The sequence below is a fragment of the Pseudoneobacillus rhizosphaerae genome, from assembly GCF_917563885.1.
In the GTDB taxonomy this organism is placed as follows: domain Bacteria; phylum Bacillota; class Bacilli; order Bacillales; family Cytobacillaceae; genus Pseudoneobacillus; species Pseudoneobacillus rhizosphaerae.
Genome location: NZ_CAKJTG010000019.1, coordinates 1 through 25,118, shown reverse-complemented (window position 1 = coordinate 25,118; position 25,118 = coordinate 1). Strand labels below are relative to the sequence as shown.

The 25,118-nt window shown below is 34.8% G+C and carries 28 protein-coding genes; 5 read left to right on the top strand and 23 right to left on the bottom strand.

Annotated features, from left to right (window positions below; genetic code table 11):
• Positions 1-397: 397 nt before the first annotated feature.
• Positions 398-829 carry a DUF421 domain-containing protein gene (locus LRP83_RS15735; protein ID WP_354002349.1) on the bottom strand — a complete coding sequence of 144 codons (432 nt, stop codon included), beginning with the start codon at positions 827-829 and terminating at the stop codon, positions 398-400.
• Positions 830-1,052: 223 nt separating this feature from the next.
• Between LRP83_RS15735 and LRP83_RS15730 the strand changes: the two genes are divergently transcribed.
• Positions 1,053-1,400: a PadR family transcriptional regulator gene (locus LRP83_RS15730; RefSeq protein ID WP_230497641.1), complete on the top strand. Its 348-nt coding sequence runs from the start codon at positions 1,053-1,055 to the stop codon at positions 1,398-1,400.
• Positions 1,401-1,722: 322 nt separating this feature from the next.
• Here the strand turns inward: LRP83_RS15730 and LRP83_RS15725 are convergent, their stop codons facing one another.
• Complete coding sequence (locus tag LRP83_RS15725; protein WP_230497640.1) at positions 1,723-2,922, bottom strand: DUF2812 domain-containing protein; 1,200 nt, start codon at positions 2,920-2,922, stop codon at positions 1,723-1,725.
• Positions 2,915-3,235: a PadR family transcriptional regulator gene (locus LRP83_RS15720; protein WP_230497639.1), complete on the bottom strand. Its 321-nt coding sequence runs from the start codon at positions 3,233-3,235 to the stop codon at positions 2,915-2,917. Before LRP83_RS15720 ends, LRP83_RS15725 begins: the two co-directional genes overlap by 8 nt.
• 295 nt (positions 3,236-3,530) lie before the next feature.
• Here LRP83_RS15720 and LRP83_RS15715 point away from each other — a divergent pair, with 295 nt between their 5' ends.
• Complete coding sequence (locus tag LRP83_RS15715) at positions 3,531-4,082, top strand: hypothetical protein (RefSeq protein ID WP_230497638.1); 552 nt, start codon at positions 3,531-3,533, stop codon at positions 4,080-4,082.
• A 228-nt stretch (positions 4,083-4,310) separates the two neighbouring features.
• Here LRP83_RS15715 and LRP83_RS15710 read toward each other — a convergent pair whose 3' ends face one another.
• Positions 4,311-4,445: a glycine zipper domain-containing protein gene (locus LRP83_RS15710; protein ID WP_230497637.1), complete on the bottom strand. Its 135-nt coding sequence runs from the start codon at positions 4,443-4,445 to the stop codon at positions 4,311-4,313.
• A 318-nt stretch (positions 4,446-4,763) separates the two neighbouring features.
• On the opposite strand from LRP83_RS15710, the gene LRP83_RS15705 reads away from it, so the two are divergent.
• Positions 4,764-5,390, top strand: a complete 627-nt coding sequence (locus tag LRP83_RS15705) for an FMN-binding negative transcriptional regulator (RefSeq protein ID WP_230497636.1) — start codon at positions 4,764-4,766, stop codon at positions 5,388-5,390.
• Positions 5,391-5,637: 247 nt separating this feature from the next.
• Here LRP83_RS15705 and LRP83_RS15700 read toward each other — a convergent pair whose 3' ends face one another.
• Entirely contained in the window at positions 5,638-5,997 is a 360-nt protein-coding gene (locus LRP83_RS15700; protein ID WP_230497635.1) for a DUF1259 domain-containing protein, read from the bottom strand.
• A 127-nt stretch (positions 5,998-6,124) separates the two neighbouring features.
• On the bottom strand, positions 6,125-6,499 hold the full coding sequence (locus LRP83_RS15695; protein WP_230497634.1) for a VOC family protein: 375 nt from the start codon (positions 6,497-6,499) through the stop codon (positions 6,125-6,127).
• A gap of 424 nt (positions 6,500-6,923) precedes the next feature.
• Between LRP83_RS15695 and LRP83_RS15690 the strand changes: the two genes are divergently transcribed.
• Positions 6,924-8,423 (top strand): glycosyltransferase family 2 protein, encoded by a 1,500-nt coding sequence (locus LRP83_RS15690; protein ID WP_230497633.1) that lies wholly within the window; start codon positions 6,924-6,926, stop codon positions 8,421-8,423.
• Positions 8,424-8,928: 505 nt separating this feature from the next.
• Here LRP83_RS15690 and LRP83_RS15685 read toward each other — a convergent pair.
• The 10 genes from LRP83_RS15685 to LRP83_RS15640 all read right to left on the bottom strand — a co-directional run bounded on the left by LRP83_RS15685 (position 8,929) and on the right by LRP83_RS15640 (position 18,508).
• Complete coding sequence (locus LRP83_RS15685; RefSeq protein WP_230497632.1) at positions 8,929-9,243, bottom strand: DMT family transporter; 315 nt, start codon at positions 9,241-9,243, stop codon at positions 8,929-8,931.
• A 1-nt stretch (position 9,244) separates the two neighbouring features.
• Positions 9,245-9,586 (bottom strand): DMT family transporter, encoded by a 342-nt coding sequence (locus tag LRP83_RS15680; protein WP_230497631.1) that lies wholly within the window; start codon positions 9,584-9,586, stop codon positions 9,245-9,247.
• 23 nt (positions 9,587-9,609) lie between these two features.
• Entirely contained in the window at positions 9,610-10,191 is a 582-nt protein-coding gene (locus LRP83_RS15675) for a TetR/AcrR family transcriptional regulator (protein WP_230497630.1), read from the bottom strand.
• Positions 10,192-10,411: 220 nt separating this feature from the next.
• Positions 10,412-11,062 (bottom strand): VOC family protein, encoded by a 651-nt coding sequence (locus tag LRP83_RS15670; RefSeq protein WP_230497629.1) that lies wholly within the window; start codon positions 11,060-11,062, stop codon positions 10,412-10,414.
• Between the two features lie 126 nt (positions 11,063-11,188).
• Positions 11,189-12,607, bottom strand: coding sequence for a DHA2 family efflux MFS transporter permease subunit (locus tag LRP83_RS15665; RefSeq protein ID WP_230497628.1), 1,419 nt, complete (start codon positions 12,605-12,607; stop codon positions 11,189-11,191).
• Between the two features lie 15 nt (positions 12,608-12,622).
• The gene (locus tag LRP83_RS15660) at positions 12,623-13,180 is read right to left on the bottom strand and encodes a TetR/AcrR family transcriptional regulator (RefSeq protein ID WP_230497627.1); all 558 of its coding nucleotides are present in this window, start codon (positions 13,178-13,180) and stop codon (positions 12,623-12,625) included.
• A 224-nt stretch (positions 13,181-13,404) separates the two neighbouring features.
• Complete coding sequence (locus LRP83_RS15655; RefSeq protein ID WP_230497626.1) at positions 13,405-14,301, bottom strand: RCC1 domain-containing protein; 897 nt, start codon at positions 14,299-14,301, stop codon at positions 13,405-13,407.
• Positions 14,302-14,386: 85 nt separating this feature from the next.
• Complete coding sequence (locus LRP83_RS15650; protein ID WP_230497625.1) at positions 14,387-15,103, bottom strand: hypothetical protein; 717 nt, start codon at positions 15,101-15,103, stop codon at positions 14,387-14,389.
• 1,078 nt (positions 15,104-16,181) lie between these two features.
• Positions 16,182-17,123 (bottom strand): aminoglycoside phosphotransferase family protein, encoded by a 942-nt coding sequence (locus tag LRP83_RS15645; protein ID WP_230497624.1) that lies wholly within the window; start codon positions 17,121-17,123, stop codon positions 16,182-16,184.
• A gap of 335 nt (positions 17,124-17,458) precedes the next feature.
• Positions 17,459-18,508 carry an EAL domain-containing protein gene (locus LRP83_RS15640; RefSeq protein ID WP_230497623.1) on the bottom strand — a complete coding sequence of 350 codons (1,050 nt, stop codon included), beginning with the start codon at positions 18,506-18,508 and terminating at the stop codon, positions 17,459-17,461.
• Positions 18,509-18,724: 216 nt separating this feature from the next.
• Between LRP83_RS15640 and LRP83_RS15635 the strand changes: the two genes are divergently transcribed.
• Positions 18,725-20,197 carry an S-layer homology domain-containing protein gene (locus LRP83_RS15635; protein WP_230497622.1) on the top strand — a complete coding sequence of 491 codons (1,473 nt, stop codon included), beginning with the start codon at positions 18,725-18,727 and terminating at the stop codon, positions 20,195-20,197.
• 206 nt (positions 20,198-20,403) lie between these two features.
• Here the strand turns inward: LRP83_RS15635 and LRP83_RS15630 are convergent, their stop codons facing one another.
• The 7 genes from LRP83_RS15630 to LRP83_RS15600 all read right to left on the bottom strand — a co-directional run bounded on the left by LRP83_RS15630 (position 20,404) and on the right by LRP83_RS15600 (position 24,862).
• On the bottom strand, positions 20,404-21,210 hold the full coding sequence (locus LRP83_RS15630) for an aldo/keto reductase (RefSeq protein ID WP_230497621.1): 807 nt from the start codon (positions 21,208-21,210) through the stop codon (positions 20,404-20,406).
• Positions 21,211-21,395: 185 nt separating this feature from the next.
• Positions 21,396-21,845: a GNAT family N-acetyltransferase gene (locus LRP83_RS15625; RefSeq protein ID WP_230497620.1), complete on the bottom strand. Its 450-nt coding sequence runs from the start codon at positions 21,843-21,845 to the stop codon at positions 21,396-21,398.
• 55 nt (positions 21,846-21,900) lie between these two features.
• The gene (locus LRP83_RS15620) at positions 21,901-22,356 is read right to left on the bottom strand and encodes an NUDIX hydrolase (protein ID WP_230497619.1); all 456 of its coding nucleotides are present in this window, start codon (positions 22,354-22,356) and stop codon (positions 21,901-21,903) included.
• A 116-nt stretch (positions 22,357-22,472) separates the two neighbouring features.
• The gene (locus tag LRP83_RS15615; RefSeq protein WP_230497618.1) at positions 22,473-22,919 is read right to left on the bottom strand and encodes a GNAT family N-acetyltransferase; all 447 of its coding nucleotides are present in this window, start codon (positions 22,917-22,919) and stop codon (positions 22,473-22,475) included.
• Positions 22,920-23,223: 304 nt separating this feature from the next.
• Positions 23,224-23,523 (bottom strand): 3-isopropylmalate dehydrogenase, encoded by a 300-nt coding sequence (locus tag LRP83_RS15610; RefSeq protein ID WP_230497617.1) that lies wholly within the window; start codon positions 23,521-23,523, stop codon positions 23,224-23,226.
• Positions 23,524-23,808: 285 nt separating this feature from the next.
• The gene (locus LRP83_RS15605; RefSeq protein ID WP_230497616.1) at positions 23,809-24,159 is read right to left on the bottom strand and encodes a VOC family protein; all 351 of its coding nucleotides are present in this window, start codon (positions 24,157-24,159) and stop codon (positions 23,809-23,811) included.
• 223 nt (positions 24,160-24,382) lie between these two features.
• A complete protein-coding gene (locus LRP83_RS15600) occupies positions 24,383-24,862 on the bottom strand; it encodes a DMP19 family protein (protein WP_230497615.1) in 480 nt (159 codons plus the stop codon).
• Positions 24,863-25,118 lie beyond the last annotated feature (256 nt).

Genomic DNA, 25,118 nt, shown 5'->3' with positions numbered 1-25,118 from the left:
CAAAAGCCCCCTTTTTAGCGCTTTTCAAGTCAATAGGCGGAATCTCTCCGTTTATTTTTGCTATTTTCAACACTATTCACTAATTAAACGAACTTTCTCCGTCTATTTATCAGATTGGATGCTTAACCTGGTCCTCCAAGATGATGGGAATCTGAAAAAGATACATTGACCCCAAGGTACGGCGGGACGAGGTATCCGCGTCCCACCAGCAATCCCTCAAGATTAAGGGTTATTGTAAATACTTTGGAATATCAGTTGAATTTTTGTTATTTAAAGTTTCACTGAAAATATTATTTTGATTTGATGTTTGATTGTTAGAATTATTTAGTTGCCCATTCTTAATCAGTTCAATTAAGTTTTGAATATCTTCCTTTGTAGCTGGTTGCTTTTCTTTTTTTTATGTATACCCCAATTGTCCATTAGATTCTAATGTTGCATATTGAACATCACTAATTTTAGTAATTCCGAATTGTCGTAATCGTTCCTCTAATTTATCTACAGGTAATCTAAGTCTCCTTAAATTCTTTTCAATTATGACCCCGTTTTCAATAACTGGAACTGCTTTACCTGAAATTAAAGTCTCTGCACCATCAATTTTTAATTGGATGTATTCAGTTATGATTAGACTTAAAACTAGTATTGCAGCAATCCCAAAGGTTGTCCAAAGTCCTTTTCCTGTTACTGGTTGAATAAGTAGTGTACCAATTCCTATCATTATAACGGTTTGCGGAACAGTCATCTGAGAAATGGTTTTTCTTCCGCCAATTCTTAATAAAATAGTTGCCACTATAAAAATAAGTACTGTTTGCCAAATTAAATTAAAATTCATACCCTTTATTCCTCCTGCTTATTTTTCCCATATAGTTTGCTTAATGTTATTGTTTGTTCTAATTTCCTTTGTAATACAAATAGTTTTCTTCCCTACAATGATACCTTCAAGATGTTCAACATCCATTCAAAAAGCATAAATTTTATAATGATATGTAACATAAATTGATATGTGTAATACCTAAGTGCACTATACACAGTATAAAAATATGAGGTGAACGCAAATGGGTTCTTTATTGGATTCTTACATGACAGAATTGAGAAGAGGAACATTAACCCTAGCTGTTTTGAGTCAGTTACGAACTCCGCAATATGGATATTCGTTAGTTCAGCTTCTTGAAAAAGCTAGTGTGACAATAGATCAAAGTACTTTATATCCCCTGTTACGACGCTTAGAAAAACAAGAACTCGTGACGAGCAGCTGGGACACATCAGAAAGCAGGCCAAGAAAATATTATGTATTAAGTGATTATGGGCTGGAGGTATATGGACAATTAAAAAACGAATGGAAAAAGATGACGGATGAATTAACGTCCTTACTGGAAGGAGATGTCAACATTGAATCTAATTGACACTTATATTTATGAAGTAACAAGAAGGCTTCCGGAAAAAAATTGAGAAGATATCGCAATGGAGGGCTTAGAATCGACCATTGAAGATATGCTACCGGAAGATTATACCAAAGAAAATGTGTTTGAGCAGTTAGAGAAGTCTTCGTAGGTAGCAATCCTATTTTATAAAAATATAATGGGAAGCAGGAATCGAACATGAAGATCCCTGCTTTCCATTTATTAATAGTGCCCCTGCCAAGGAATTTTATTTTATCATATTTTATTTTAAATCTAAATAATGGCCAATTTGCCGAAAAAATGGTTAACAAATTTCATTCAAACATTATTCCGAAATTAAATTTATCTTCTCTACTACGTTTTCTATAACTACATTTATATCTGCATAGCCATAATACCTAACATACATGACCGCTTTTCCTTTGACAGCAAACACTTCCTTCTTTTCCTGTTTTTCATGTACAATCAATAAATCCAAGTCTGGATGTTCTGTTTCTATATAATCTTCCATACTATCTTCATATCTATATCTCTCTATTAAATCAGTAATCAGATTATCCGCTATAGCTGGTATATTTAGTTGATAAACCTGTGTACGAATACCCGGTGTATATTCACCGCTTTTGTCCTCCCACATTTCCCCAGGAACCACTCCCTGTTCATCTGTTACATATTGTACGGGTGCCAATGGACTCCAATCATACGAATACCGGTTGCCCCAATCCACATTGTCACTCACATAGGAAGGTTCTGCTCGAACCATTGCTGGATTCTCTTCTACATCTGCTAATCTAACAATTGGTAAATCAGTACTTGCTTCGGGTAATGTTTTCGTTTCCATTTTGATAAGCTGTACGAATGGAATGATAGCACTCAATCCAACTACTATAGTAAAAAGAAAAGCGATGGTAGAATGTAATCGGTAGTGCTTCTTCCAAGGTGCATAGTGGTCAATCGGTTTGCCTTCGATAAGGTTTCTTCGCAATGCACGAATCGAAACTGATGCTAGAAGCGATTGATAGGCATAGTATCCAAGGAAAATGGCTAAAATAATTTGTTGAATAGCCGAGCCTCCCACCATCACTAATGTAGGTGTCCCATCAAGAAACCAAATAGAATATTGCAAACCGATAATAAAAAGCATTGCAACAACTACTATAATCGCATTCGAAGCTAATTTCTTATCCAGTTCCTTTAATGTATATGACTGCTCGGCAGGGTCTGTATGAAGCTCTGGCGCATTGAGCTCTTCAGGTGATGAAAATACATGAAAAAATTGATAACTTGTCACATAATCCCAACCACTTTCCTCATACATCTTTATTTGTTCTGATGTGATCTTCTTCTTAATGGAAACATCTATTCTGTACCTCATTTTCTTCAGTTCGCCCTTATCAAACTTAGCAAAATGTATCCCCATCTTTTTTAGATGCAACCCTTTAGCCGCCATTTCTGCAAACCAGCTTTCATGCTCACCAATTCGCCAATAATCACTAGGCCGAAGTTTATGGACTGTTTTACTCATCCTCATCAACCTCCCTTAAAATGCTACTATCTTCAATCAAGGCTTTCAATCGGCCATACTCGATCCTTAGTGCATGTTCCCCTTTTGGTGTTATTTGATAGGTCTTCCTTCTGCCATCATCTTCTGCTAGTAATATTAGACCGTCTTTTTGCATGCGTGAGAGTACTCCGTAAAGTGTACCCGGTCCCATTTTTAATCTGTCATTTGATACTTCTGTAATTGCATGCATAAGTTGATACCCATGGTTAGGACGCATTAACGCTAATAGTACATAATACATTGCTTCGGTCATCGGTCCCCCATTATAAGCCATTGTCTACTTCCCTTCTTTCACACAGAGATATTATGTCATGCGATATATCGTATAGCATAATAATATGCCGTGAAATACTTAATGTAAAGGCAAAAAAAGCAAAAGACCATCCCAATCAGAAGACTGATTTTGCCTTTAAAATGGGATGGTCAAGTTTAGACCTCTACCTAACAGACTTTCCAATAATAGATGAGAGAGGAAGCATAGACTAAGGATTCCTGCACCGACAAGGGAAATTTGATTTTTTATGATATGATGAAATTATGTTTTAATTAACTAGAGAGGATGAATTTGCTTGAAACCGATTCGAACAATAGTACTAGGTGCTCTGATGTTCCTATTATTAGCAGCATGCCAGCAGGAAACTAAAAATGTACCGGAATTAGAGGAGAAGGAAGAAAAGGAAATCCAATCCGAAGAGTTAGAGGAAGAGAATCCTATAAAAGGTACAACGATTAAAGCAAAGCAGATTGAATCTTACCCTATCTCTCTTTATGATCAATTTTCATTTGATCTTGATCGTGATGGTGAAGATGAGCAAATCGAAATGTATGTGAATGCAGGGCAAGATGAAAAAGGTGAATATATTTGGGATGATGGTCACAATTGGTTATTCGTTGTAAAGGATGGGAACAAAACCTATCCCCTCTTTGATGGTTGGGTTCAACTAGGAAAACTTTCCTTCTGGGTATTAGAATCGGGTGAAACACCGATGATTATTTTACTAAAAACAGGAACAGCTGAATTTACACTCCAAACGTTTACCTATAATGAAGAAGAAAGTGGCTTTATCCAAGAAACTCAATTTAACCCAGAGAATGTGAATTTTTGGTACAATTCTAAGTAATAGTACGTTGGGTTTATGGACATTTAGGTGTACAAATCTTACCTAAACTAAAAGGAACACGCTCCTAAAAGAGTAGGTCCCCTCACCGATACGTATTTAATACAACATAATAGTAAATACAAACATTACAGAAGAACTTGAAAACAATACCAACTTAAATCTTGGCTAAATAAGACACTCCTAAGTGTGGAGTGTCTTATTTAAGCCTTACTCTCAAACAATATCAGACTAAAACGTATTTCCCTTTTTCTTAGCATCCGCATCCATTCTGGCCCCGATCGCTAACCTGAAACACATTCCAATTGGAATTCCTATTCCAATATTATCAAATATTGTTAATCCAAACACGACACCAATACTCAATCAGATGGACAGAAAGATCGCAAGATAATATCCCTCCGCAATTAACTTATGTTTCTTCTGAAGATGAGAAATGATGTGCTTGATCAGCTGTCTATGTTGTTTAAATGTAGTCTCTGCTATCCGTTTTACATTCGCTTATAATAGTGTAAATGCTTATTATGAATTTATTAGTTCCTTAAAAACTTTTTCGCTTATACACGGTATTTATAACAATTTGAGATGTTTATTTGTTTAAAATTTTACCTGTTTGAAAGTCTAATTGTATAGTAGGATAAATATATCGAAACTCTTTAAAACCCATAAAGGAGCTGCTCAAACATGTATATTCCTAAATACTTTAAAGTCACGGATATGAATGAAGTTAACGAGTTTATTCAAGCAAACTCTTTTGGAACCATTGTCACTACTAAACAAGGGAAACCAATTGCCACTCATATACCTTTGGGGTTTAGAAAAATAGGTGATGAATATTATATCACCGGACATATGGCTTATGGGAATCCACAATGGAGAACATTCGAAACATGTGAGAGCGCACTTGTTATGTACCAAGGACCGCATGCGTACATTTCTTCTTCCTGGTATGGTCATGAAAATGTTCCAACATGGAATTATCAAGCAGTCCATGTATATGGCAAACCAATCATTTTGGAGGAAGAAGAGTTAAAACAAGACTTGACTATATTACTAGAAAAATATGAAAAGCATCGGGAAAAGCCAATTTTATGGGACAAACTTTCGCCTCAGCTATTGGAAAGCGAACTAAAAGGGATTGTGGGATTTAAGATTAAAGTACAAGAAATTCAAGCCGCATATAAATTAAGTCAGAATCGAAATGAGGAAGATTACCACAATATCATTAATCAACTGCAAAACGAAGAAAACCTAAATTCTCATCAATTGGCAGAAACAATGAAAAAGAGCATTAAAAATATAGGTAAATAAGGAGTAATCATTATCTATTGACCTAAACATTTAAATAAGTAGTTAACTTATCTATGCTTGATCCAAATAGAAAAAGAAAAAACGGCAAGAAGATAATATAAAATTGTTGGTGAAATTAGAAGTAGTAAGGAAAGACAGAGAGGAATTGCACTCTCTGTCTTTTGATAAAATTATTAAATCTCTATTCTCACTTAATACGTCCAAGTCGATTTATTTTTTTCATCTAATATGATTGCCCCATATTAGGTTAATCTTTTAAGACTTTAAAAGCTTCTCGAATTTTTTTAGCGAATTCAAGAGGTGGCTCAACTGATTCGAAATGCATATACATTGCTCGTGGATCATCAAACAGCCAGTGATTATGGATGGCAGTTACGATAATTTTCCTTTTTCTTAATTCAGTAAGCAGAGGATTTATCTCTTCCTCGAGTAAAACTGTTTCGCCAAGATTTAAGGCATTTCCTTTTTTTGGGGGTAAAAACATAATGTATAAGTGATTACTTGTTTGTAACCATCCATCGTCTTGGTAACGAGAGACAGCTTCAAGTTTAGAGTTTAGGAAACTTCCAATTCCTGCTAATGGAAGTAACCGCCTCTTAAGTTGCACAAAAAAAGACCGTCGTTTGACGACTCAAGTATTGAAAACTTCAACAAGAAAAAAGCATTCTTAATTAAAGAATGCCCCTTTTAGTTTAAGTGTGACTTTCACTAAATTACCTATATATATATATTTCTTACCAGTGTACTTGAAGTTTATTGCCATTTAAATCAAAAAAGTGGAAATAGGCATGTCCATTATCCTCTTTTATATCCTCAACCTTAACACCATTTTCAATAAGGTGTGTATGAAATTTAGATAATTCTGGACTTGTAAAACCAATGCTAAATGCTGGGACATTACCAATTGTAAAATGTGAAAATGTATCATCTTCAGTAGGAACTAAGATAAGTAAAAAAGGTCCCTCATTAACTTTTATAATGGCAAATGGATCCTCAGTAATGGTTAATAATTGAAGACCTAATATATCTCTATACCATTGTGCAGACTGCTCTAAGTCTTTTACAGGAATTCTTATATAATGTACTTGTTCAATGAATGATTTACTCATAAAATACCTCTCCTTTTTTAGTATGGAATATCAAGTAATTCCCTTTTTATATCTTCACCAATTTTACCATAAATCCCCTTTAATAATGCTAAAAAGCAGTGTGATTTCACTAGCGAAATCCACTGCTTTTATACTTGTTTTTATATATGCAATTTCCTATACAGGTACTCCAAAAGAAAACGGCTTATTACTTGCTACCTGCATTTTTTTGCGTATTTTTTAGTGGAATGGATTATTCATCGAAAGAGAACCCTACTCAGAAATCATCGCAAAATTTTCAGTGCTAAGAAGTAAGATTGTTTTTTTAAAGTTACCCAGTACAAAAAAAGTCTAATTCATAAGGACATGCACCCTTACTTCCATGCACAACAAACATATCATTAAATAGGAATGGATAAATTATTGAAGGATGAAGGAGAATGATATGAAAAAATACGTTTTTTTAGATATAAATCGAATATCAAAACAATTATTCAAACTGTCTATGGCATTTAGAAATCCAAATAACCTAGAAAAAGGTGTGAAAGAATTACAACTAATACATGATGAAATAAAGGAAATTCTTTTGAGTTATAATCAAATAAATAATAATTCCTTAATTCAACCTTCTATTGAAAAAGAGACAAAGCATCATTATGGTAAAACCAGTAAATTTTTGTCTGACCAGAAGCCTGCAAATTCGAAAAAAAATAGTGTTAATAAGGATAATAAGCTGTATGAAATGAATATCAAAAACAATCATAATAATCAAGTAAAAGTCAGTATCATCATGCCTACCTATAATAAATATGATCAGCTTTCTCTTTCGCTGTTTGGATTATCAAAACAAACATTTCACCACATGCAGTACGAAGTTATCCTCATTGATGATGGTTCTACAGATCAAACACCACTCCTCCTAGAAACAGATGTTCCATTTAAATTTAAATACATCCGTCTTAAAAAAAATAAAGGTCGCTCGTTCACTCGAAATATAGGAATTAAGCATTCTGAAGGAGAAGTAGTAATCTTTTTAGATGGAGAAATGTTAGTACCCCCAGAATTTATAGAAAATCACTACAGACATCATGAAGAGAAAGATAATTTAGTAGTTACAGGTGCTATGCATTATGAAGGCGTTTATTCGTATATTTTTCCTGAATATAATAATGACCAATGGATTCAACTAGATAGTTTATTGAAAAACAATTCACATTATCTAAGAAGATATGAGAAGTTTAAAAATAGTAATTTAAACGTTCCCTATCAACTTGTGACACTAGATGATATTGATGAAGGCAATTATAAAGCATTGTCATTTCCTAATCGATATTTTCTTAATAGTGGAGTTAAACATTTTGAACATAATTTAAGTGAGTTCAAGCTACCTTATATTGCGTTTTTGAGTGGGAATGTATCAGTAAGAAGGGATCAATTAGATAAAGTGGGTTATTTTGATGAAAGCTTTGTAGGTTACGGAGCAGAAGACTGGGAGATCGGATATCGTTTGTACCAAAATGGAATTCAATTTGTTCTAGATCCAATGACTGCTTCATACCATCAAGAACACCCTATTTCAACAGGAAAAGTGAAAGAGCAATGGGGGAACCATTTAAGATTGATTAAGAAGCATCCGAATATTGATATTCTTATTTTAGCTTTGGAATGGAGAGGATTTTCATTCCTTCATATGCACGAAACAGTAGTAGAATATGAAAAATTAGATCTACAATTTCCGGAACAATATGAAGAATTAAAGAAAGCATTCCAAATCATGCTTTATAGAGTCATTGAATATTTAAACGAGGGAAAACCTGTTACAAAACTTTACGAATTACCACCTGGCTCAGAGGAAAGAATTAACATTCACCAACAATTTTCCAATTTACGCCCTCTTGGATTTCATTATCTCGCAAGTTCTTTTGAACAGCTATATCAACTATAACTAAACTAAATTCTCAGCCGCCACAGCCCCTGCTAGGCGGTTTTTATTTGTTTATTTTTGAAAAAGTTCCCACTCAACCTATCCTCCCCCACCATTGTGTTACTAGCTTCCTATTCAAATTTGGGGAGGTAATTAGAAAGGATCCACTATTATCAGTTGGGAGATCGGTTAAGCACCCCTATCTCATAAATAGACGGAAAAATTCCGCTTAATTAAAAAATAGCGTGAAAAATAGCTAAAATAGACGGAGATATTCCGCCTATTGACAGAAAAAATGTTAAAATAGCTGATTTTTCTTGGCATAAGCGGAAAATCTCCCCTTATTTATCGAGTAACGAGCTCCATTCTGAATTTAACCGGAAAAGCTCCCCTTATTTTTCTTTTGGTTACTAATTATGGAGAGTACCTTCTCAAAAAGATGTTGATTCTCGCGTTTGGGTTCAAGTTGGTCTGCTGTTTACATCACGTTAAGCACCCAATCTGATCAACAAACGGTAAAATTCCACTACGTTGTCGTCTTTAGCCCAATAACGGCTACCAATATCATTCCAATAAATAAGAGCCTTCTCCAATCCTTTGCTTCTCCATAGAAAAACATTCCAACTACCGTACCACCTACAGTTCCTATCCCCGTCCAAACGGCATAGGCTGTTCCCGCAGGGAGGGTTTTCATTGCTAAACCTAGAAAACTAAAACTAAATATAAATCCGATGAGCAAAATCATATAGGCTTGTAAATTTTTGTTCTTAGCTACTTTATTCATTCCTGTAACTCCAACTACTTCAAGAGCTCCAGCAAGAATGAGATATACCCAAGCCATATTACACGGCACCTTCTTTCTTGCTAGTTTCATTTGTGACAAGTTTTAAACCGACAACACCAGCTAGAAGTAAGAGAATATAAAATACTTTCATCCAACTAAAGGCAACTCCAAATACCACCATCTCTACAACCACGGTCCCAGCCGTTCCTATTCCAGTAAAGATTGCGTAAACGGTAGCAACCGGTAAACTTTTTATAGCCTTTAATAAGAAAACAAATGAAATATATATAAGTAGAGCAATACCAGTCCAATCAAGCCAATTACTAGCATGCTTCAATCCTAATGCCCACAAAACCTCAATGAGACCAGCCAGTAGGACTAAAACCCAATTTCGATTCATCTTTTTTTCCTCCATAAATAGTATTAATCCTTTGAAAGACCGTGCCAAAAAACATACCAAGAAGCATCCAATCTTTTCGTTAGGCGTTCTGGACCTCCATAAACCATTTCAACCAATATGGCATCTAAAAGTCCTAAGAATGCAGCAGTTGCTCGTTCTTCACCGATTATTGAACTAATGGTTCCTTCCGCCACAGCTTTTTTAATAATCGGAATAAATAGCTCCTCTAACTTATCAAGATAGTGGTTAACCATATTCATCACCAACTCATGGAGATGATTCGGTGGAAAAAAAGAAGTACGAGTCCAAAATTGATATGAAACATTCTCTCCATATCGGTCTATGCTTCGCAAAAGAAAATCGGATAAGAAATCCTTGATAGGTCGTGCCTGATTAGACTCTATAAAATGAATAACCGATTTGATTTCATTTTCATTCGCATCTTGACATAGATGTAGAAACAGTTCATCTTTCCCTTTGAAATGAGTGTAGATCGACTGTTTTTTTATCCCAACATCTTCGGCAATATGTGCCAATGATGCACCTTCATATCCATTTTTTGCGAAGTGTTTTAAAGAAACTTCCTTTATTTGTTCTGCTGTCACAGTTTTCACCCTTCCGAACGGTCGTAAGGTAAATTTAGCACTTACCCTTTCCTAAGTCAACTAATATTTTTTTGATTATTATTAGAAACAATTCCACTTGTTGTAATAATGGTTTAAAGTCTATCCTTAAATGTACATTAAGCTTTCTATACAAAAATAAGCGTGTCTCTTTTAAAGAGATACGCTCGTTTTACATTGCTAAATAATTCCTATTTTTCCACTAAGGAAGTGTTTTCTTCACTTCGAATGTGTATGGTAAATGACTATGCTTTGAAATTTGATTATGATCTCCTTCTACATCGATAGTGACTGGATAGACCTCTGCAGGCTGCTCTGTTGGATACCAATGACGTCCTTTTTTCACAAGGATAAAGTTTCCTCTTTTATCTCCATAAAAACGAAATGTCTCTGAAGTTGATACGTTTTCATTTGGAATCATCTGTAGGAAACCACTGAGTTCCTGAACATCCCCTGACGGAAGACCCATTTCACACACATCATACCAACCTTCGAGATTTTCTGAATAAGGATTTTCTCTTTCTAAAATCTCTAGTATATTTCCATCGGGATCCTTAAAATAAAGCTGCTTACCTCCCCAATACATACTTGTCTCACCTTCTTCATTTGGAAGAAGCAAATCTAATTTATTTAATTTGTTATACATATATTCATAAAACTCTAAACCTGCCCTAAAGGCAAAATGATAAAACGGAATGTCAGTTGCTTGTAAAAATGTAATTTGTGTTTTTCCAGCCTGTATCGTAAAACAATGTTCATTCTCTCGTATAATCTCCATTTCAAGTATCTCCGAATAAAATTTCTTCATTTCTATCATACGAAATACATTAATTTTTAAATGGATTATTTTCATTTTCATCACCTCTATTGTTATTGTACAGAGGTTTTTATAATCGCTGAATGTACTATTGATTGATTGTATCCTAGGACTTTTGATGTACTTACTTATCATTACATAGTAATTCGAAAATAAGCTGCTTTACCTCTCCAAAGATTCCTGACGGCTATTTTTAATAAAAAATGAACCAATTAAGCTTAGAATAGCTATGATTAAGACAACTATAAACGCATAGTGTACACCATATGCTAAGAAATCAAGGGGGACGCTCTCAGCGTGTTCTTCGATATATTTATTTTGGCCAATTGTAAACATGGTAATCGCAATAGCCGTACCTAATGCACCTGCTACTTGTGTTAATGTATTCATGGCAGCTGAACCATCTGCATACATTTTAGGTGACAGTTGATTCATGGCGTTTGTTTGGGCAGGCATCATCGTCATGGAGATACCTAAGAAGAATAGTATTAATAATAGAACAATTTGCCAAACTGGCGTAGTAGCAGAAATGACAAGTACCATTATTAATGCACTAATTGTGATTAAGGTATAGCCAATACGTGTAAAGATTTTGGGCCCAACTTTATCGAAGCTTGAACCTACAACAGGCGACATGACAATATTTACCGCATTCCCTGGTAACATGAATAACCCTGCTGCTAAGGCTGCATAACCTAATACACTCTTTAAATAGAGTGGAATCAAAATGGCAACAGATAAAATCATAAATAAGTTACATACCATAAGCACCGTACCTAATGCGAACATAGGGTGCTTAAATACACGTAAGTCGATCATCGGAATTTCCATTTTGAATTGACGTGTAATGAATAAAAGTAATGCAACAATTCCTATTAATAAGGGAAACCAAACAATTATTTCAATAAAGGATGATTCTGCTAAAGTAGCTAGAGAAAATACGATTCCACCAAATCCAATGGTTGAAAAAATTAGAGAAAAACTATCTATTTTCGGACGAGATAAATCGGATAAATTCTCCATTTTTGGCGCAGCTAAAAGTAATAATAGTAAGTTTAATATAATCATAATCCAGAAAATATAGTGCCAGTTAGAAATACTTATAATTAGTCCAGCAATGGTTGGACCTAGAGCCGGACCAGCTGTGATTACCAATCCAACAATTCCCATTACTGCCCCACGCTTTTTTATTGGAAAAATCATTAATACTACGCTAAACATTAATGGTAAGAAAATACCTGTGCCTAAGCCTTGAATTAAACGACCTAATAATAAAATAGCGAAACTAGGGGCAATTGCTCCTAAAAATGACCCAACTAACATAAAAATAATAGCAGCTAAAATCAACTGTTTTGTAGTAAACCAACGCATTAAATAGGCTGATAAAGGAACAAATACGGCAAGAACTAATAAATAGCCCGTTGTTAACCATTGAGCCGTACCAGCCTCAATAAGGTAGTCTGCCATGATTTCTGTGAGGGCCATGTTTAAAGCTGTTTCACCAAATAAACCGATGAACGATCCAATCATTAAAACGGCAGCCATTAGCTTAGCATGTTTGACTTGAATATGGGAACTCATAAAAAAGTTTCTCCTTTAAATTTCAATATATTGACCAATTTGCTTAGCAATGCTGCGCATTGGCTCCGAGGATTTCTTCATAATGGTAAGCAAGATACTACCTTCAATGATCGAAGTAAGCAAAAGTGCCTTCTGTTGAGCATCTTCCACCGACATTCCTCTTATTTGTAGTTGGTTGGAAATGACTTCCTCGATACGTGTATACAGGATCCCGCATTTTTCACGTACTTCATCACTTACAACACTAATTTCACTCACCATACTCGTGAAGGTGTAACCAACAATTTGACCTTTTTCTTCAAACATTTGGATCAACTTAGTAAATATAGAATCGATTGCATCTTTAAAACTTTGTTGTTTGAAGAAATGTTCTTCGATATCCTTGATGACATCTAGTTGAACCTTTTCTAAGCAAGTAATGAGTAGTTCTTCCTTCCCCTTAGGGAAATGATGATAAAAAGAACCTTTTGAGGTGTTCGTAATAGCAATAATTTCGGAAATGCCTACACTAACATATCCTTTCTCATAAAATAATCTTGTCGCTTCCGTTACATATAAAGATTTTGTATCCATTGAAATTCCCTCTTTCCATAGGACTAGACAAACCGGTCTGTTTTTCAACTTTACTAATATACCAAAATATCATATCCATTTCAAACGTTGAACTTTATCATAAGAATTTCCCTTTTGTCATTTTGAACTATTCACACCCTTCTAGTTTTTCAGCCGCACGCTATATACGTCGGCTTACCCTCTCAAAGAGTGGCTATTAGTTGTGTATCCCTTTTGCCAAAAAACTAATTGCTGAGAATTTGGATGTCGCACCATCCACTTACATGGCATTGTCCATATTCGTTACCACCTACGGACACCACCGTGCCGTCTAATTTAAGTCCAATGGTATGAGTGCAACCCGCAGCGATTGCTACTATATCGTACCAGTCACTTACATTGCATTGACCATACTCATTCCAGCCCACAGCCATCACAGTTCCGTCAGATTTAAGTCCTACGGTATGTTTACTACCCACCGCTACCGCCACAATACCACGCCAGCTACTTACTTCGCATTGTCCTAGCTTATTTTGACCTACAGCAATCGTCGTACCATCCAATTTAAGACCAACAGTATGAAGATAGCCCGCTGCTACCGCTTTTATATCGGACCAGTCGCTTACATTGCATTGACGAAACCTATTATTACCCACAGCCGTAACTGTTCCATCCGATTTAAGACCGATGGTATGCCAGTCACCCGCGGCGACCGCCACTATATCATGCCAGCCCCCTACATTACATTCACCATCATTATTTCTTCCCACAGCAACGACCGAACCACACGATTTAAGACCAATGGTACGACGCCAGCCCACCGCTACCGCTACAATATCGCACCAGCCGTTTACATCGCATTGGTTATGCTTATTCCAACCAACTGCTACCACAGTACCGTCAGATTTGAGACCAATGGTATGAGCATTACCCGTGTTTGTCGCCATATGTACATTACTAGCGGCTACTGCCACAATATTACTCCATTTACTTACATTACATTGTCCATAATTATTATCACCAACAGCCATCACTGAACCGTCAGATTTAAGTCCAACGGTATGACGGCGACCCGCTGCTATAGTATTTTTAGCCCAACGTTTCACCTTTAATGCTGATTCTTTCGGTGAAATGTAATCCATGTTGTTATACCTCCTAGAAAACCAGACCCATATTCCTTGGTCTAACGATTTCATTTATTAAACTTTAAAAATAAATTCGTTTAGTTCACTTACTTCTTGATTCCTTATATGGTGCTTTCTCAAATATGACAGATTTCCCCTTATACATCTTCCCATCCCAAGCATATTTTACTGTTAAACCGCCAATATATGCCTCTGGTATAGTTACAAAAACATTTGTTGTGCCATATAGTATACCGCCTTTTGGTTCATATCCCTCAATGGAACCATATCCAGGACGGTCAACAGGGGTATAATAACCAAATCTAGAATAGTCCACTACATATTTCTTTTTGCCAATAACAACAGTGATTTTATCACCTTTTTGATCCATTTTTACAAGTCGCTTAACGGCATCAGCTATTGGCTCAACTGGTACTTTATGAAAATCATAAAAATCAGCATAGCCTTGATTTAAAATATGAATGGCTTTTGTAGACACTGAAGTACCTGCCCCCGTTACCAATTCAATCAATATATCCTCTAGCTTATCACCATTTAAATCTTCCTTATATAATTTTGGCTCATAACTATAATGATACCAGTTTGGAAAGTTATAAAGACTGCGACCAAAGTCACCAACTTGGACAGTAAAATTCTTATAATCTGCCCCATACTTATCTGCAAGTAAATAAATATTTTCATTCACTTTATCAGGATTATCGACCGTAATGCTTCTAATCACAACTCTTTCTACTGCATATGCTTTTCCTGAACCGCACAACAATATAAAAACTAAAAAGCCTAGAATAACTCTATACAATTTACTCACTCCTTTTTACTTACTATTCCTATTTAGAGTGATAACATGATAGGATTGCGAAAGTTTAACAAAGAATTCATTCAAAAAATATATGTCCAAATCATTACCGAATTTCCATATCCTAATCTCTACGAATCACAATACTCTGACCTTATCATTAGTAGAGGGTCATTATAATTGAAATTGCATTTAGGATGAATCGGTTGTGAACTGTATTTTAAAAGGAAGCTGTTGTTGATGTTTCAGACAAATATCATCTTTGAGGTTGGGGAGGTTATTAGAAAGGATACACTATTATCATTTGAGAGATTGGTTAAGCACCTGATCACATAGATAGGCGGAAAAATTTCGCTTAAATTGAAAATTTCATTAAAAATTGCTTATATAGACGGAGAGATTCCGCTTATTGATAGTTAAAACGTTAAAATTGGTGATTTTGCTTGGCATAACCGAAAATTCTCCTCCTATTTTGCCTGAAACTAGCTCCATTCTGAATGTAACCGGAAATTCTCCCCTTATTTTTCATAATGTTACTAATTAAGGACAGTACCTTCTCAAAAAGATGTCGCTTCCCTCTATTGGGTCTAATAAATACCGTGGTTTAATCAGTGAATTAGGTCATATCGGTAATTAGAAGATTGGGGAATGACATGGTTTCCAGCCCTATTTCAGTTATTTTTTTCCAAAATTTGTTGTTTCCTTTTAAATGAAGGCTCGGTTTATAATCATAGTTGATTTTCGCGCAGGTATGAGATCATAGGCGGAGGATTTCCGGCTAATGTATATTGTGGGAGGGAAAGAAGCAGATATAAGCGGAGAAATTCCGTTTAACTGCTCTAAATACAACAAAAAACAAAGATTTGGATCATATAAACGGAAAAACCTCCCTTATTTTAAATGAAAAAGGAGTATTTCCAAATTTAAGTGGAATTTCTCCGTTTATTTTTCAAACACAGCAAAGTCAACATTCATTAATAACAAAGCGTAATAGAAAAAAGACTTTGATCAATATGAATCCAACTACTTAAGTACCAAATGGAAATTCTGATTATGAATGAGTTCCATTACCATTTTTGTGCTAATTAGTAGAGAAGTTAAAAGTAAACTCGTTGATGGATTGAAAATAAAAATCTTCCAAATACCAGGTCGGTACAGGATTTTTCATACCGTCATACCAAGTTAGAACATCTTTTGCTTGATTTATCATAACAGCTACATCCTTCTCACCAAAAGGAATGGCCCAAGGGATGGACGACATCATATTACTGCTTATGTAAAAAGCCAAAAGTTTGAAGAACTCTTCCGGCGGTCTTCCGTTAAAATAACCGTTAAGTTGCCCGGTTGCAAAATGCGGACTGATAGCAGCACTCCACACAATACGGTTAAACTCTTCCCACGGATCGCCGTAATCATTACGGTTGAAATCGATTATGCTCAGTTCTCCTTCCGGTGAAATGATCATATTTCCGACATGATAATCGCCGTGCTGAAAGCATTGCGCCCGACTATCTAGGAGGTGTCTATTCTCCTTTAAATAAGTGATGATTTTATCGTCATCATCTATTTTTATGCCACAGCCCAGATAGTTTTTGATTTTGTTGTCTGTTTTACGGTTAAAACGTATTCCCCAGTCTTCTTGCTCTATAGGTGGTGGAATATGGTGGATTTTCCTCAGTATTTGTCCCGATTTCAAACCGAGTACGTATTGCTCGGTTTCTGTCATTTTAGGTAATATAATCTCTGCATCTTCGCCGACACACCATACGAAAAGCGAATATACACTATTGCCGTTGTCGCAAATACCAAAATCGACAGGCTGCGACATTGGTATACCGCATTCCGCTAACCGTTTCATCATTGCAAATTCACTTTTCTTCTTGTCATACTCTGAAATATCGGCTATACGAAGAAGCATTTTTTCGTTCGTCACGGTTTCAATATAGTATTTTTTGTCGCTCGACCAGCCTTTGTGAATCTGTTCGATTTTTTCAAATGTATCGTAGTTTTTTATATCATTCATGGTTTACCTCCTTTCCTTGTTCCATAAAAATCATTCATTATTATCGACACGTCCTGGCACTTGTCGATTATGATTGATTCATTTGTTCGCCTATAGAATGCTCCTATAAGATTATTCTTCTTTCTATACTAGAATCCCTTTTTTAACTAAACGTACTTCATTATGAAAGGTAAGGGGAAACTATGGGGAAAAGTAACAAAAATTAGCAAAGCAAAACAGGATTTCACTTAAAATTAGATCGCTTTGTTCAACTAGACAGGAAGACCCTCCCATTTAGAAGATGTATTTACCTTCTAGTCGGGAGGGTCTTTCATGAAGTCCCCTATCTTCTCTCTCTAAATGCAAGAACTTGATAAAGATACGTCGATGCTTTTCATTGGGGTTGGTTGCGGTTTTGCTATCCAGTAGCCTTGGAATAGGTCGTATCCCATTTCTTCTAGAAAATGCAGGTCCTCTTCCCGTTCTATTCCTTCAGCAAGGGCAAGGGCGCTCATATCGTGAGCGATATTTAAGACAGACTGAGCCACCTTTTGCTTGTCCGTATCCCGACTAACACCATCCGTGAATTCTATAGCTAATTTGACAATGTCTGGTTTTAATTGTTCTAACACACGTAGATTGTTAAAGCCTGTTCCTACATCATCGAGGGCATACTTAAAACCATGCGAACGATAGTAATGAAGAATGGATTTTAAATGTTCTAAGTCCCTCACTTCATCTGTTTCGACGACTTCAAATACGACTTGCTCCGGTTTAATGTTTAACTCCTTAATAATCTTAAAAGTGCTAGATAGGCAATGCTCTGGTACGTATATGGCCGTCGGTATAAAATTGATGAAAATTAGCTGATCCCCTACTACTCCCGCATTTCTAACAGATTGAATCCGACATGCACGATCTAGTGCGAATAAGCGATTACGAATTCGAGCTGCTTCAAACATTTTATATGGTGGAATAATTTGACCATCTTCATCTAATCCTCTCGATAAAAGCTCTTGTCCGATCACCTCTAATTTTCCATCGGTAACCTTTACAATCGGTTGAAAATGGGTACAAAGAGAGCTCTTCTCTATGACCGTATCAATCCAACTTGCTTCCCGTTCCTGTTTAAAGGAGCCTATTGGTCGTAAATCATTTAGATTTTTAAGAGGATCGGACAAAGAAGATAGCACGGCATAAATGTTATCGAGAATCATATGAACTTCCAGATAATCAAGGAGGTCAAACAAGATCGATTCCTTTAGCCAAACAAACCGATCAGCTATGAATTTCCATGAATCCTCTTGGAAGCTTTGAAAATAGGAAGCTAATTTTATTGCATTCTCTTCCTCTGCAAAATAGATCGTATAGCCCCTAGCAATCGGTAAACAAACTTCACATCCCATAGCTAATCCCCTTTTTTAAAATGATTCCTCATTATACGATTTCTAATGGGCTGTTGTCACTATATAATCCACTGCTGTACTTCTTAAGTGTTGGTTTCCAACAAAACCAAGTACTATATAAATAACTAAGTAGGAAGAAGCATCATTTACCAAAGTAGATTTATTAATCTGTGCTATATTTAAAAAGGCAATGTATTTTAAAAGGAGGTCAGCAAAATGATTTTCAAACGCAGAAAATGGTCTGTGTTCCTCATATTCGTTCTTTGTATAGGCTTATTGTCTCCTCAGGCAAATGCGGAGTCTGATTCATTAAAATTCTCTGACGTACCAAAGGATAAACCATATGCAAGTGCGGTTTATCAGTTAGCGGAACGCAATATTATTAGTGGATATAAGGATGGTTCGTTTAAACCTGGCGCATCCATTACTCGGGGTCAGGCTGCGTCCATCATTTCCAAACTATTAAAACTTGATACGAGGAATGTTAAAGACCAAGGCTTTAAAGATGTGTCACCTAATCTCTGGAGCTATCAAGCTATCTCCGCTGTTGCCGAAAAAGGAATTTTCCGGGGATACGGGGATGGTAGATTTGGACCAAATGACAAAATTACCCGTGCGCAAATGGCATCCATTATAATAAAAGCGTTCGAATTCAATTACTATACTCATAATTATCAAGCTACTCCATTTAAAGATATTGAGTTATTAAAAAGTCATAAAGATTCAGTGTTAACCTTGTATAAATTGGGCATTATTTCTGGTACTACACCTTCAACCTTTAGTCCGAATGATCCCATCACTCGAGCACAAGCAGCCGTTCTCATCACAAAAACCGAAATCGTCAGTTCTGGAACCCTATCAGTAAAAGCAAATGATTACGGTTGGTCAGAATTTGGAGGATACAATGATTATCATCTCCATAGTACGGAACCAGAAAAAGATGAAGATGAAATCATACAGGTCATTCCAAATAATAACACCGATAAAATATGGCAAATGCAAATCGTTCCCGTAAAAGTAGGAACTCAAAAACTAACTCTTTATTCAAAAAAGATAGATTGGAATCGTTACGAAGACTTTAAAAAATATTATGTTCATGTATCAAAAGCAAATGGTCAATTTAAAATAAAGTTTGAAGAAACAGATGATGTTGAAATGACGAATGTTCGTTTAAATGTGACAAAAGATACAATTAAAAACATCTCTCTTGCCAAAATGGACGGCACCGTTATCGATAAAGATACTAAATTCCATCAATGTAATGAATATCCTGATTACAAGGTCTATTGTTTACCATTGACACAAGCTGGGGATTATATAGCAACTGTTGAATATAATAACAGTGCTAAAGTTCGTTATGGAGTCAAATCTGAACATGTTCCTTCTGAATTTTACTTTAATACTAATTCAATTAAAGATCTACCGTCTGTAAAAGTGGACTTACGGGATGCAAAAGGTGATTTTAGTGAATTTAAAGAGACTACAAAGGGTATCGTCAAAATCACACGTGAAGGTAACTCCGATATTTTTCATATTCAGGGCTTAAAAGAGGGACATATGGTTGTTAATTTCCCTAAGAGTGAACGAAAAAGAGGAGTAATAGATGGATTAGAGATTAGGGTTCAAATCATTGGTTCAATTGTCAATGTAGAGGTCATTAAATTAAAATATGAAAATCGTATGCATTAAACGATTTGGGGGGCTGTCCAGTTGTTTCTTGGAAACAAGAACAGTCCCTTTTTTATGTGTACTTTTCCATCTTCCTTCTAATAAGGGTTGATAAGTAAGGAAAAGCCTTTTTCAACTGACCTACCCCTTAAGTTCAATAAAAAACGTACTACTCCAATCTCATTGTTTTGAAGTTATTCATATCACTTGGATGAAGGTTTAACTAATTATAAGTTATTAATTTTTTCCACATCTTCTGCAGATAATTCGAAATCGAAAAGATCTATATTAGATGCTTGATTTTTACAGTTGTGTGATTTAGGAATAACGACTACACCGCGTTGGATTTGGTATCTTAATAAGACTTGCGCACCAGATTTATTATAGGCTTTACCCATTTCATCCAAAGCTTCTTTTTGATGGATTTCGGCTTTCATAGGTCCCCATGCAACAGGTGTAATCCCCTCTTCTAGTAATATGGCTAGGAGATCTTTGTTCGGTTCTTTTAAGTTCACCTGTATTTGATTAACAGCTGGCTTCACATTTGCGAATTCTTTCAATACATCTAGATGATTTTTTCCAAAGTTTGAAACACCGATTGCTTTTAGTTTGCCAGCTTCGTAATATTCTTCAAAGACTTCCCAAGTGTTTTTAAGTTGTACTTTGTCTTCGATAGGGAAATGAATGAGAAGTAGGTCGAGATAGTCTGTTTGGAAGTTTTTTAGACTGTTATCAATAGCTGCTCGAGTAGCTTCCTTTGAAGAAATATATTCTTCGTTCGCTGGAACCTTTGTCGTAATAAATAACTCTTCTCGAGGTACATTGCTTTCTGCTAAAACTCTGCCGACAAGTTCTTCGTTTCGATACATAATGGCTCCGTCTATTGACCGGTAACCTAACTCAAGTGCGGATATAAGTTCAGGAATCTCATTTGTTAACGCACCGTTATACTCGTGACTTACTTTTCCATACGTATTTGTACCTGTACCTACAATTGGCATTTTTAATCCATTATTAAGTGTTATGTATTCCATATTTTTAAGCACTCCTTTGTATATTCTAATTACTTTACTTACAAAGTACATCATAACAAATTATCGAATTTTCAAACAGCAATACGAAAGAAGCATTATTCCTATTTAGATTAACGACTCTTTAGTAGAATAATAGATAAGTAAAGTAACAAACTATTTTTTAAAATCTACATCAGATTTCATCATTATTCCATATTCCATTCATATTGAATATCAGGTAAATTTTCCTCATTCTCACAGCCTCTTCCCATTACTTTAAATCCATTTTTCTCATAAAATTGTTGTGCATTTTTATTTACTTCAAACGTGTACAACCTTAATTTTCCGCTTGATTGTGCTTTTATTTTATTTAATAATAATTGACCTATACCAATTCCTTGATAATCTACGTGAACATATAGTTGATTAATTTCCTTTTCGTTATAGGCAATCATTCCAATTACTTTTTCTTCCATTAACGCTAAATCTACTTGAAACTGCTGAGGTAATATGTGGTTTAAAAAGTAAATGTGACTTTCTAAGTTATGACTTTCTTTCTGACCAATGGCTCTTTCCTTACTAATCCGCCACATTTTCACTGTTTGTTCGGCATACTTAGGATCATACTGAACAATTATGATTTTGCGCTGGTTCACCACAATACCTCCTTGAATTTTAAGAAACGCCCTTCGTTATTTGAACAATGACGATTCAAATTAGTTGCTCATTATACACGCTAATTGGGTGTATTTTCTCTTGTAATAAGTTATTAATTATTTGCATCATTACACTGGGTTCTCGTAAGTCTTTGTTTTCAAATGTTACAAGTTCATTTACTTTTATCCACTTGCTGTCAGAAATTCCATCTTCTTCGAGATTTAGATAACCTCCTGTAACCTCACCAACAAAATGAAATAAAATAACTTGATGGTTTGTACTACTAACAAAATTATATACACCTGTAGTACCAATTAGTTTTACATCAAACCCTGTTTCCTCTTTAACTTCCCTTTGAGCTGAATAGAGAATGTCCTCACCGTTTTCGACATGACCACTTGGAAAGTTCCACTTATCAATTGCAGTAGGTTTATTCTCTTTAATAATCAAGACTTTATCGTCATTAAAGATTGACACACTTGCTACTAAAACAAATCCATTTTGCGTCATCTGAGTCTCCTCAATTCCCTCTTAAAATTACATTTATCTCTATTATACCTGATTAGCTTTCTTTCACTAACCTGCGTCTTTAATGGAGTAAACGCACTCTTTCGATCAAGAAGTTGTCAAAATAAAATCTTCTTCATAACTATCCTATTATCATTTTTTGAGTAGCCATTTTTTAGATAAAACGCTTCCGCAAGTCCTCCATTTGCAGTTAATAAATAAAGACTCTGAATATCCCTTTTCTTTAATTCATCTTCTAAACAAAGAAGCAATTTTGAACCATATCCTTTGCCTTGAATTTGATTATTTACACAGAGTTCAGCCAAATAAAAAGTTAATCCTTTATACGTTTTTTTACTATTTCCTGCAATGAATCCAATTAGATTGCCATTTTCGTATAATAAAAAGCCAAGGAATTTAGGTGTTTGTAGTAAATCAGTAAGTCTTTCTTTAGCAGTTTGATATGTCCAAGTTTCATTCCAAGGTTCACTATTAAAAACGTTAATATAGAGTTCGATACATTGCTCCATTTTATCAAATGTAATTGGTACTATTGTTTCTGCCACAATTAAACGCCTCCTTATGTATCTCCCCTTCATAATTCTAGAAATCATTTCGAAATCCTTCCTTTTTGCTTCTACACTAATTGCCCTTTTGTGTACTAAAAAACAAAAAACAGTAAATGTACAAGTTATGAAAACTTGTATATTTACCGCCTTCTAAAATCATTCGATATGTAACAAAAGCTTACCGTTAGTTAATTAGGAAACCTTATTTTATTGGCTTCCCTCTCTTTTTAAACGTTACCTTGATAAGTTTCCTACTATTTCTATAATCTCTTTGATTTTTTTCTAAAGATAAAGGATAGTATCAATAAAATAATGATTGCTGTTTATATTTTTTCACTATAGTTACTAAAATTGCAATAATAAAAACGATGATACTATTGAACAATAAGTATTGCGCTAATTGCATGCCATAAAATAATGCAAAAGCATCACGAATAATAAATACTGCTAACGCACCGCCGATTGCACCAAATAAAACTGCTGATAATAATATTGTAAAGGCTGCAAAGTATAGATTTTTCTTCTTTTTGTAAGATACAAAAGCAATAATATTTGCAACAACGATAAAAACGCCCATAAGTGGTAATAACAAACTATCCATTTAACTCCCCTCCACAAACTTATTTTACCATTAAAACTAAAACCTTGTTGAAGTATTCTGCTTCCGTTAATTTTACTTAACAAATAAAAATTGGCCAAGATACGCCAAGGATATGAATAAGATCCTGCATATTTTTGACTTTATGAGATGTATTGATATAGTAAAAACGAACTCCGTTACTTCCTTAAGGATGAAGCTTCTATTAGTTGGTTTAGTTACATAAAAAAAGGAGACCGCCTTGACGATCTCAATTTGCAATTAAAGTTTGTCGTTAATACAATAGGGTTAGCATTTGCAAACCATTAAATGGTTTCCATCAAGGTCTTTGAAATTAAACCATTGGTTATGCTCAATTTCTGTTGTTAATTCGACATTCTTACTCTTCATATGCTCATATGCTTGTTCTATATTGTTAGTGTTCAAATGAAAAGGTGGAGTTTTGAAGATAGTGTCCTCTGAATAAATCTTGCTGTCTAATACTATTCCCGTTCCGTTCATAGGAATTATATACAAATGTCCAAATAATATTTCACCATCTGCTGGTAACCCTAATATGTCACAATACCAGTTACGAGCGTCTTCAATGTTGCTTACAGGAATAAATACAGTACCAATTTGATTTAAAATAGGGTTCATAGATTACCTCCATAATATTAGCTTTATATTTTTATTCGTGATGAAATAAATATCTCCTTCTTGTTGAACTGTCATGTTACCTTAATAAACAATTAAACCAAGAACATACAAGGATAAAATCCCGAATATTCTCGGCTTTATAGGATTGATAGTTATGGAGGAATAACATCCGTTAGTTGAACAAGAGAAGGGCTGCTTCGGGAACACCAACTCTTTTCAAAATCTATAATTTAAATTTTTCTTCATTGTTTTTCAAATAGTTTATTTGTAATTCGAGTAGATTATCTTCATATTCATAAAACTTCTCATCCAAGTCGTTTAGTTTTTCTATTTGAATATCTGTATAATCATCATCTTCATATTCTTTTCTTCCAATAGGATTTGGATCGTTAACTATCTTAATAGCCGCTTCAAGTAATGAATATGTATAGTTAGCATCTATTTTTTTCAGAGATGCTAAAGTTTTTAATGTGAAATTCACTGAAGGATTAAACATTTCTGAAGAATTAAGGAAAAATTGATCAAATCCACCATTATTTATTTCTCTTTCTAATTTATCAACACAGAATACTACTTTCTCTTCCTCAGATAGGTCTTCGAATCCTCTACTATAAAATTTTTCATTTATTATATCTATCACAGCAAAGTGAATTTCTAATTCATCTTGTTTTCTTTGTAAAATCTCTGTTAAATAGTTGCCCATTTATATTTCCCCCCATAATACTCAAAGTTATTTTTTTAAAACTTCTTATTTATATAATTCGATACCCTTATTAAAATTACCTTCTGTCACTAACCTGCTTTTAATGATGCAATAAGCCAATAAAAAAAGCCAAAATACAGGTCTGCATAAAAATCTGCATATTTTGGCTTACTATGATTATTTATTTATAAAACGAAAGCTATCCGTTAATTCTTTAAATTATATATTCGAATTATGTAAATACTCCATGCATATA

Coding starts and splice junctions, on each gene's coding strand:
- LRP83_RS15735 (WP_354002349.1), bottom strand. CDS start 829: ATGAATTTTAATTTAATTTGGCAAACAGTACTTATTTTTATAGTGGCA.
- LRP83_RS15730 (WP_230497641.1), top strand. CDS start 1,053: ATGGGTTCTTTATTGGATTCTTACATGACAGAATTGAGAAGAGGAACA.
- LRP83_RS15725 (WP_230497640.1), bottom strand. CDS start 2,922: ATGAGTAAAACAGTCCATAAACTTCGGCCTAGTGATTATTGGCGAATT.
- LRP83_RS15720 (WP_230497639.1), bottom strand. CDS start 3,235: ATGGCTTATAATGGGGGACCGATGACCGAAGCAATGTATTATGTACTA.
- LRP83_RS15705 (WP_230497636.1), top strand. CDS start 4,764: ATGTATATTCCTAAATACTTTAAAGTCACGGATATGAATGAAGTTAAC.
- LRP83_RS15695 (WP_230497634.1), bottom strand. CDS start 6,499: ATGAGTAAATCATTCATTGAACAAGTACATTATATAAGAATTCCTGTA.
- LRP83_RS15690 (WP_230497633.1), top strand. CDS start 6,924: ATGAAAAAATACGTTTTTTTAGATATAAATCGAATATCAAAACAATTA.
- LRP83_RS15685 (WP_230497632.1), bottom strand. CDS start 9,243: ATGGCTTGGGTATATCTCATTCTTGCTGGAGCTCTTGAAGTAGTTGGA.
- LRP83_RS15680 (WP_230497631.1), bottom strand. CDS start 9,586: ATGAATCGAAATTGGGTTTTAGTCCTACTGGCTGGTCTCATTGAGGTT.
- LRP83_RS15670 (WP_230497629.1), bottom strand. CDS start 11,062: ATGAAAATAATCCATTTAAAAATTAATGTATTTCGTATGATAGAAATG.
- LRP83_RS15665 (WP_230497628.1), bottom strand. CDS start 12,607: ATGAGTTCCCATATTCAAGTCAAACATGCTAAGCTAATGGCTGCCGTT.
- LRP83_RS15660 (WP_230497627.1), bottom strand. CDS start 13,180: ATGGATACAAAATCTTTATATGTAACGGAAGCGACAAGATTATTTTAT.
- LRP83_RS15655 (WP_230497626.1), bottom strand. CDS start 14,301: ATGGATTACATTTCACCGAAAGAATCAGCATTAAAGGTGAAACGTTGG.
- LRP83_RS15645 (WP_230497624.1), bottom strand. CDS start 17,123: ATGAATGATATAAAAAACTACGATACATTTGAAAAAATCGAACAGATT.
- LRP83_RS15640 (WP_230497623.1), bottom strand. CDS start 18,508: ATGGGATGTGAAGTTTGTTTACCGATTGCTAGGGGCTATACGATCTAT.
- LRP83_RS15635 (WP_230497622.1), top strand. CDS start 18,725: ATGATTTTCAAACGCAGAAAATGGTCTGTGTTCCTCATATTCGTTCTT.
- LRP83_RS15630 (WP_230497621.1), bottom strand. CDS start 21,210: ATGGAATACATAACACTTAATAATGGATTAAAAATGCCAATTGTAGGT.
- LRP83_RS15620 (WP_230497619.1), bottom strand. CDS start 22,356: ATGACGCAAAATGGATTTGTTTTAGTAGCAAGTGTGTCAATCTTTAAT.
- LRP83_RS15610 (WP_230497617.1), bottom strand. CDS start 23,523: ATGGATAGTTTGTTATTACCACTTATGGGCGTTTTTATCGTTGTTGCA.
- LRP83_RS15605 (WP_230497616.1), bottom strand. CDS start 24,159: ATGAACCCTATTTTAAATCAAATTGGTACTGTATTTATTCCTGTAAGC.
- LRP83_RS15600 (WP_230497615.1), bottom strand. CDS start 24,862: ATGGGCAACTATTTAACAGAGATTTTACAAAGAAAACAAGATGAATTA.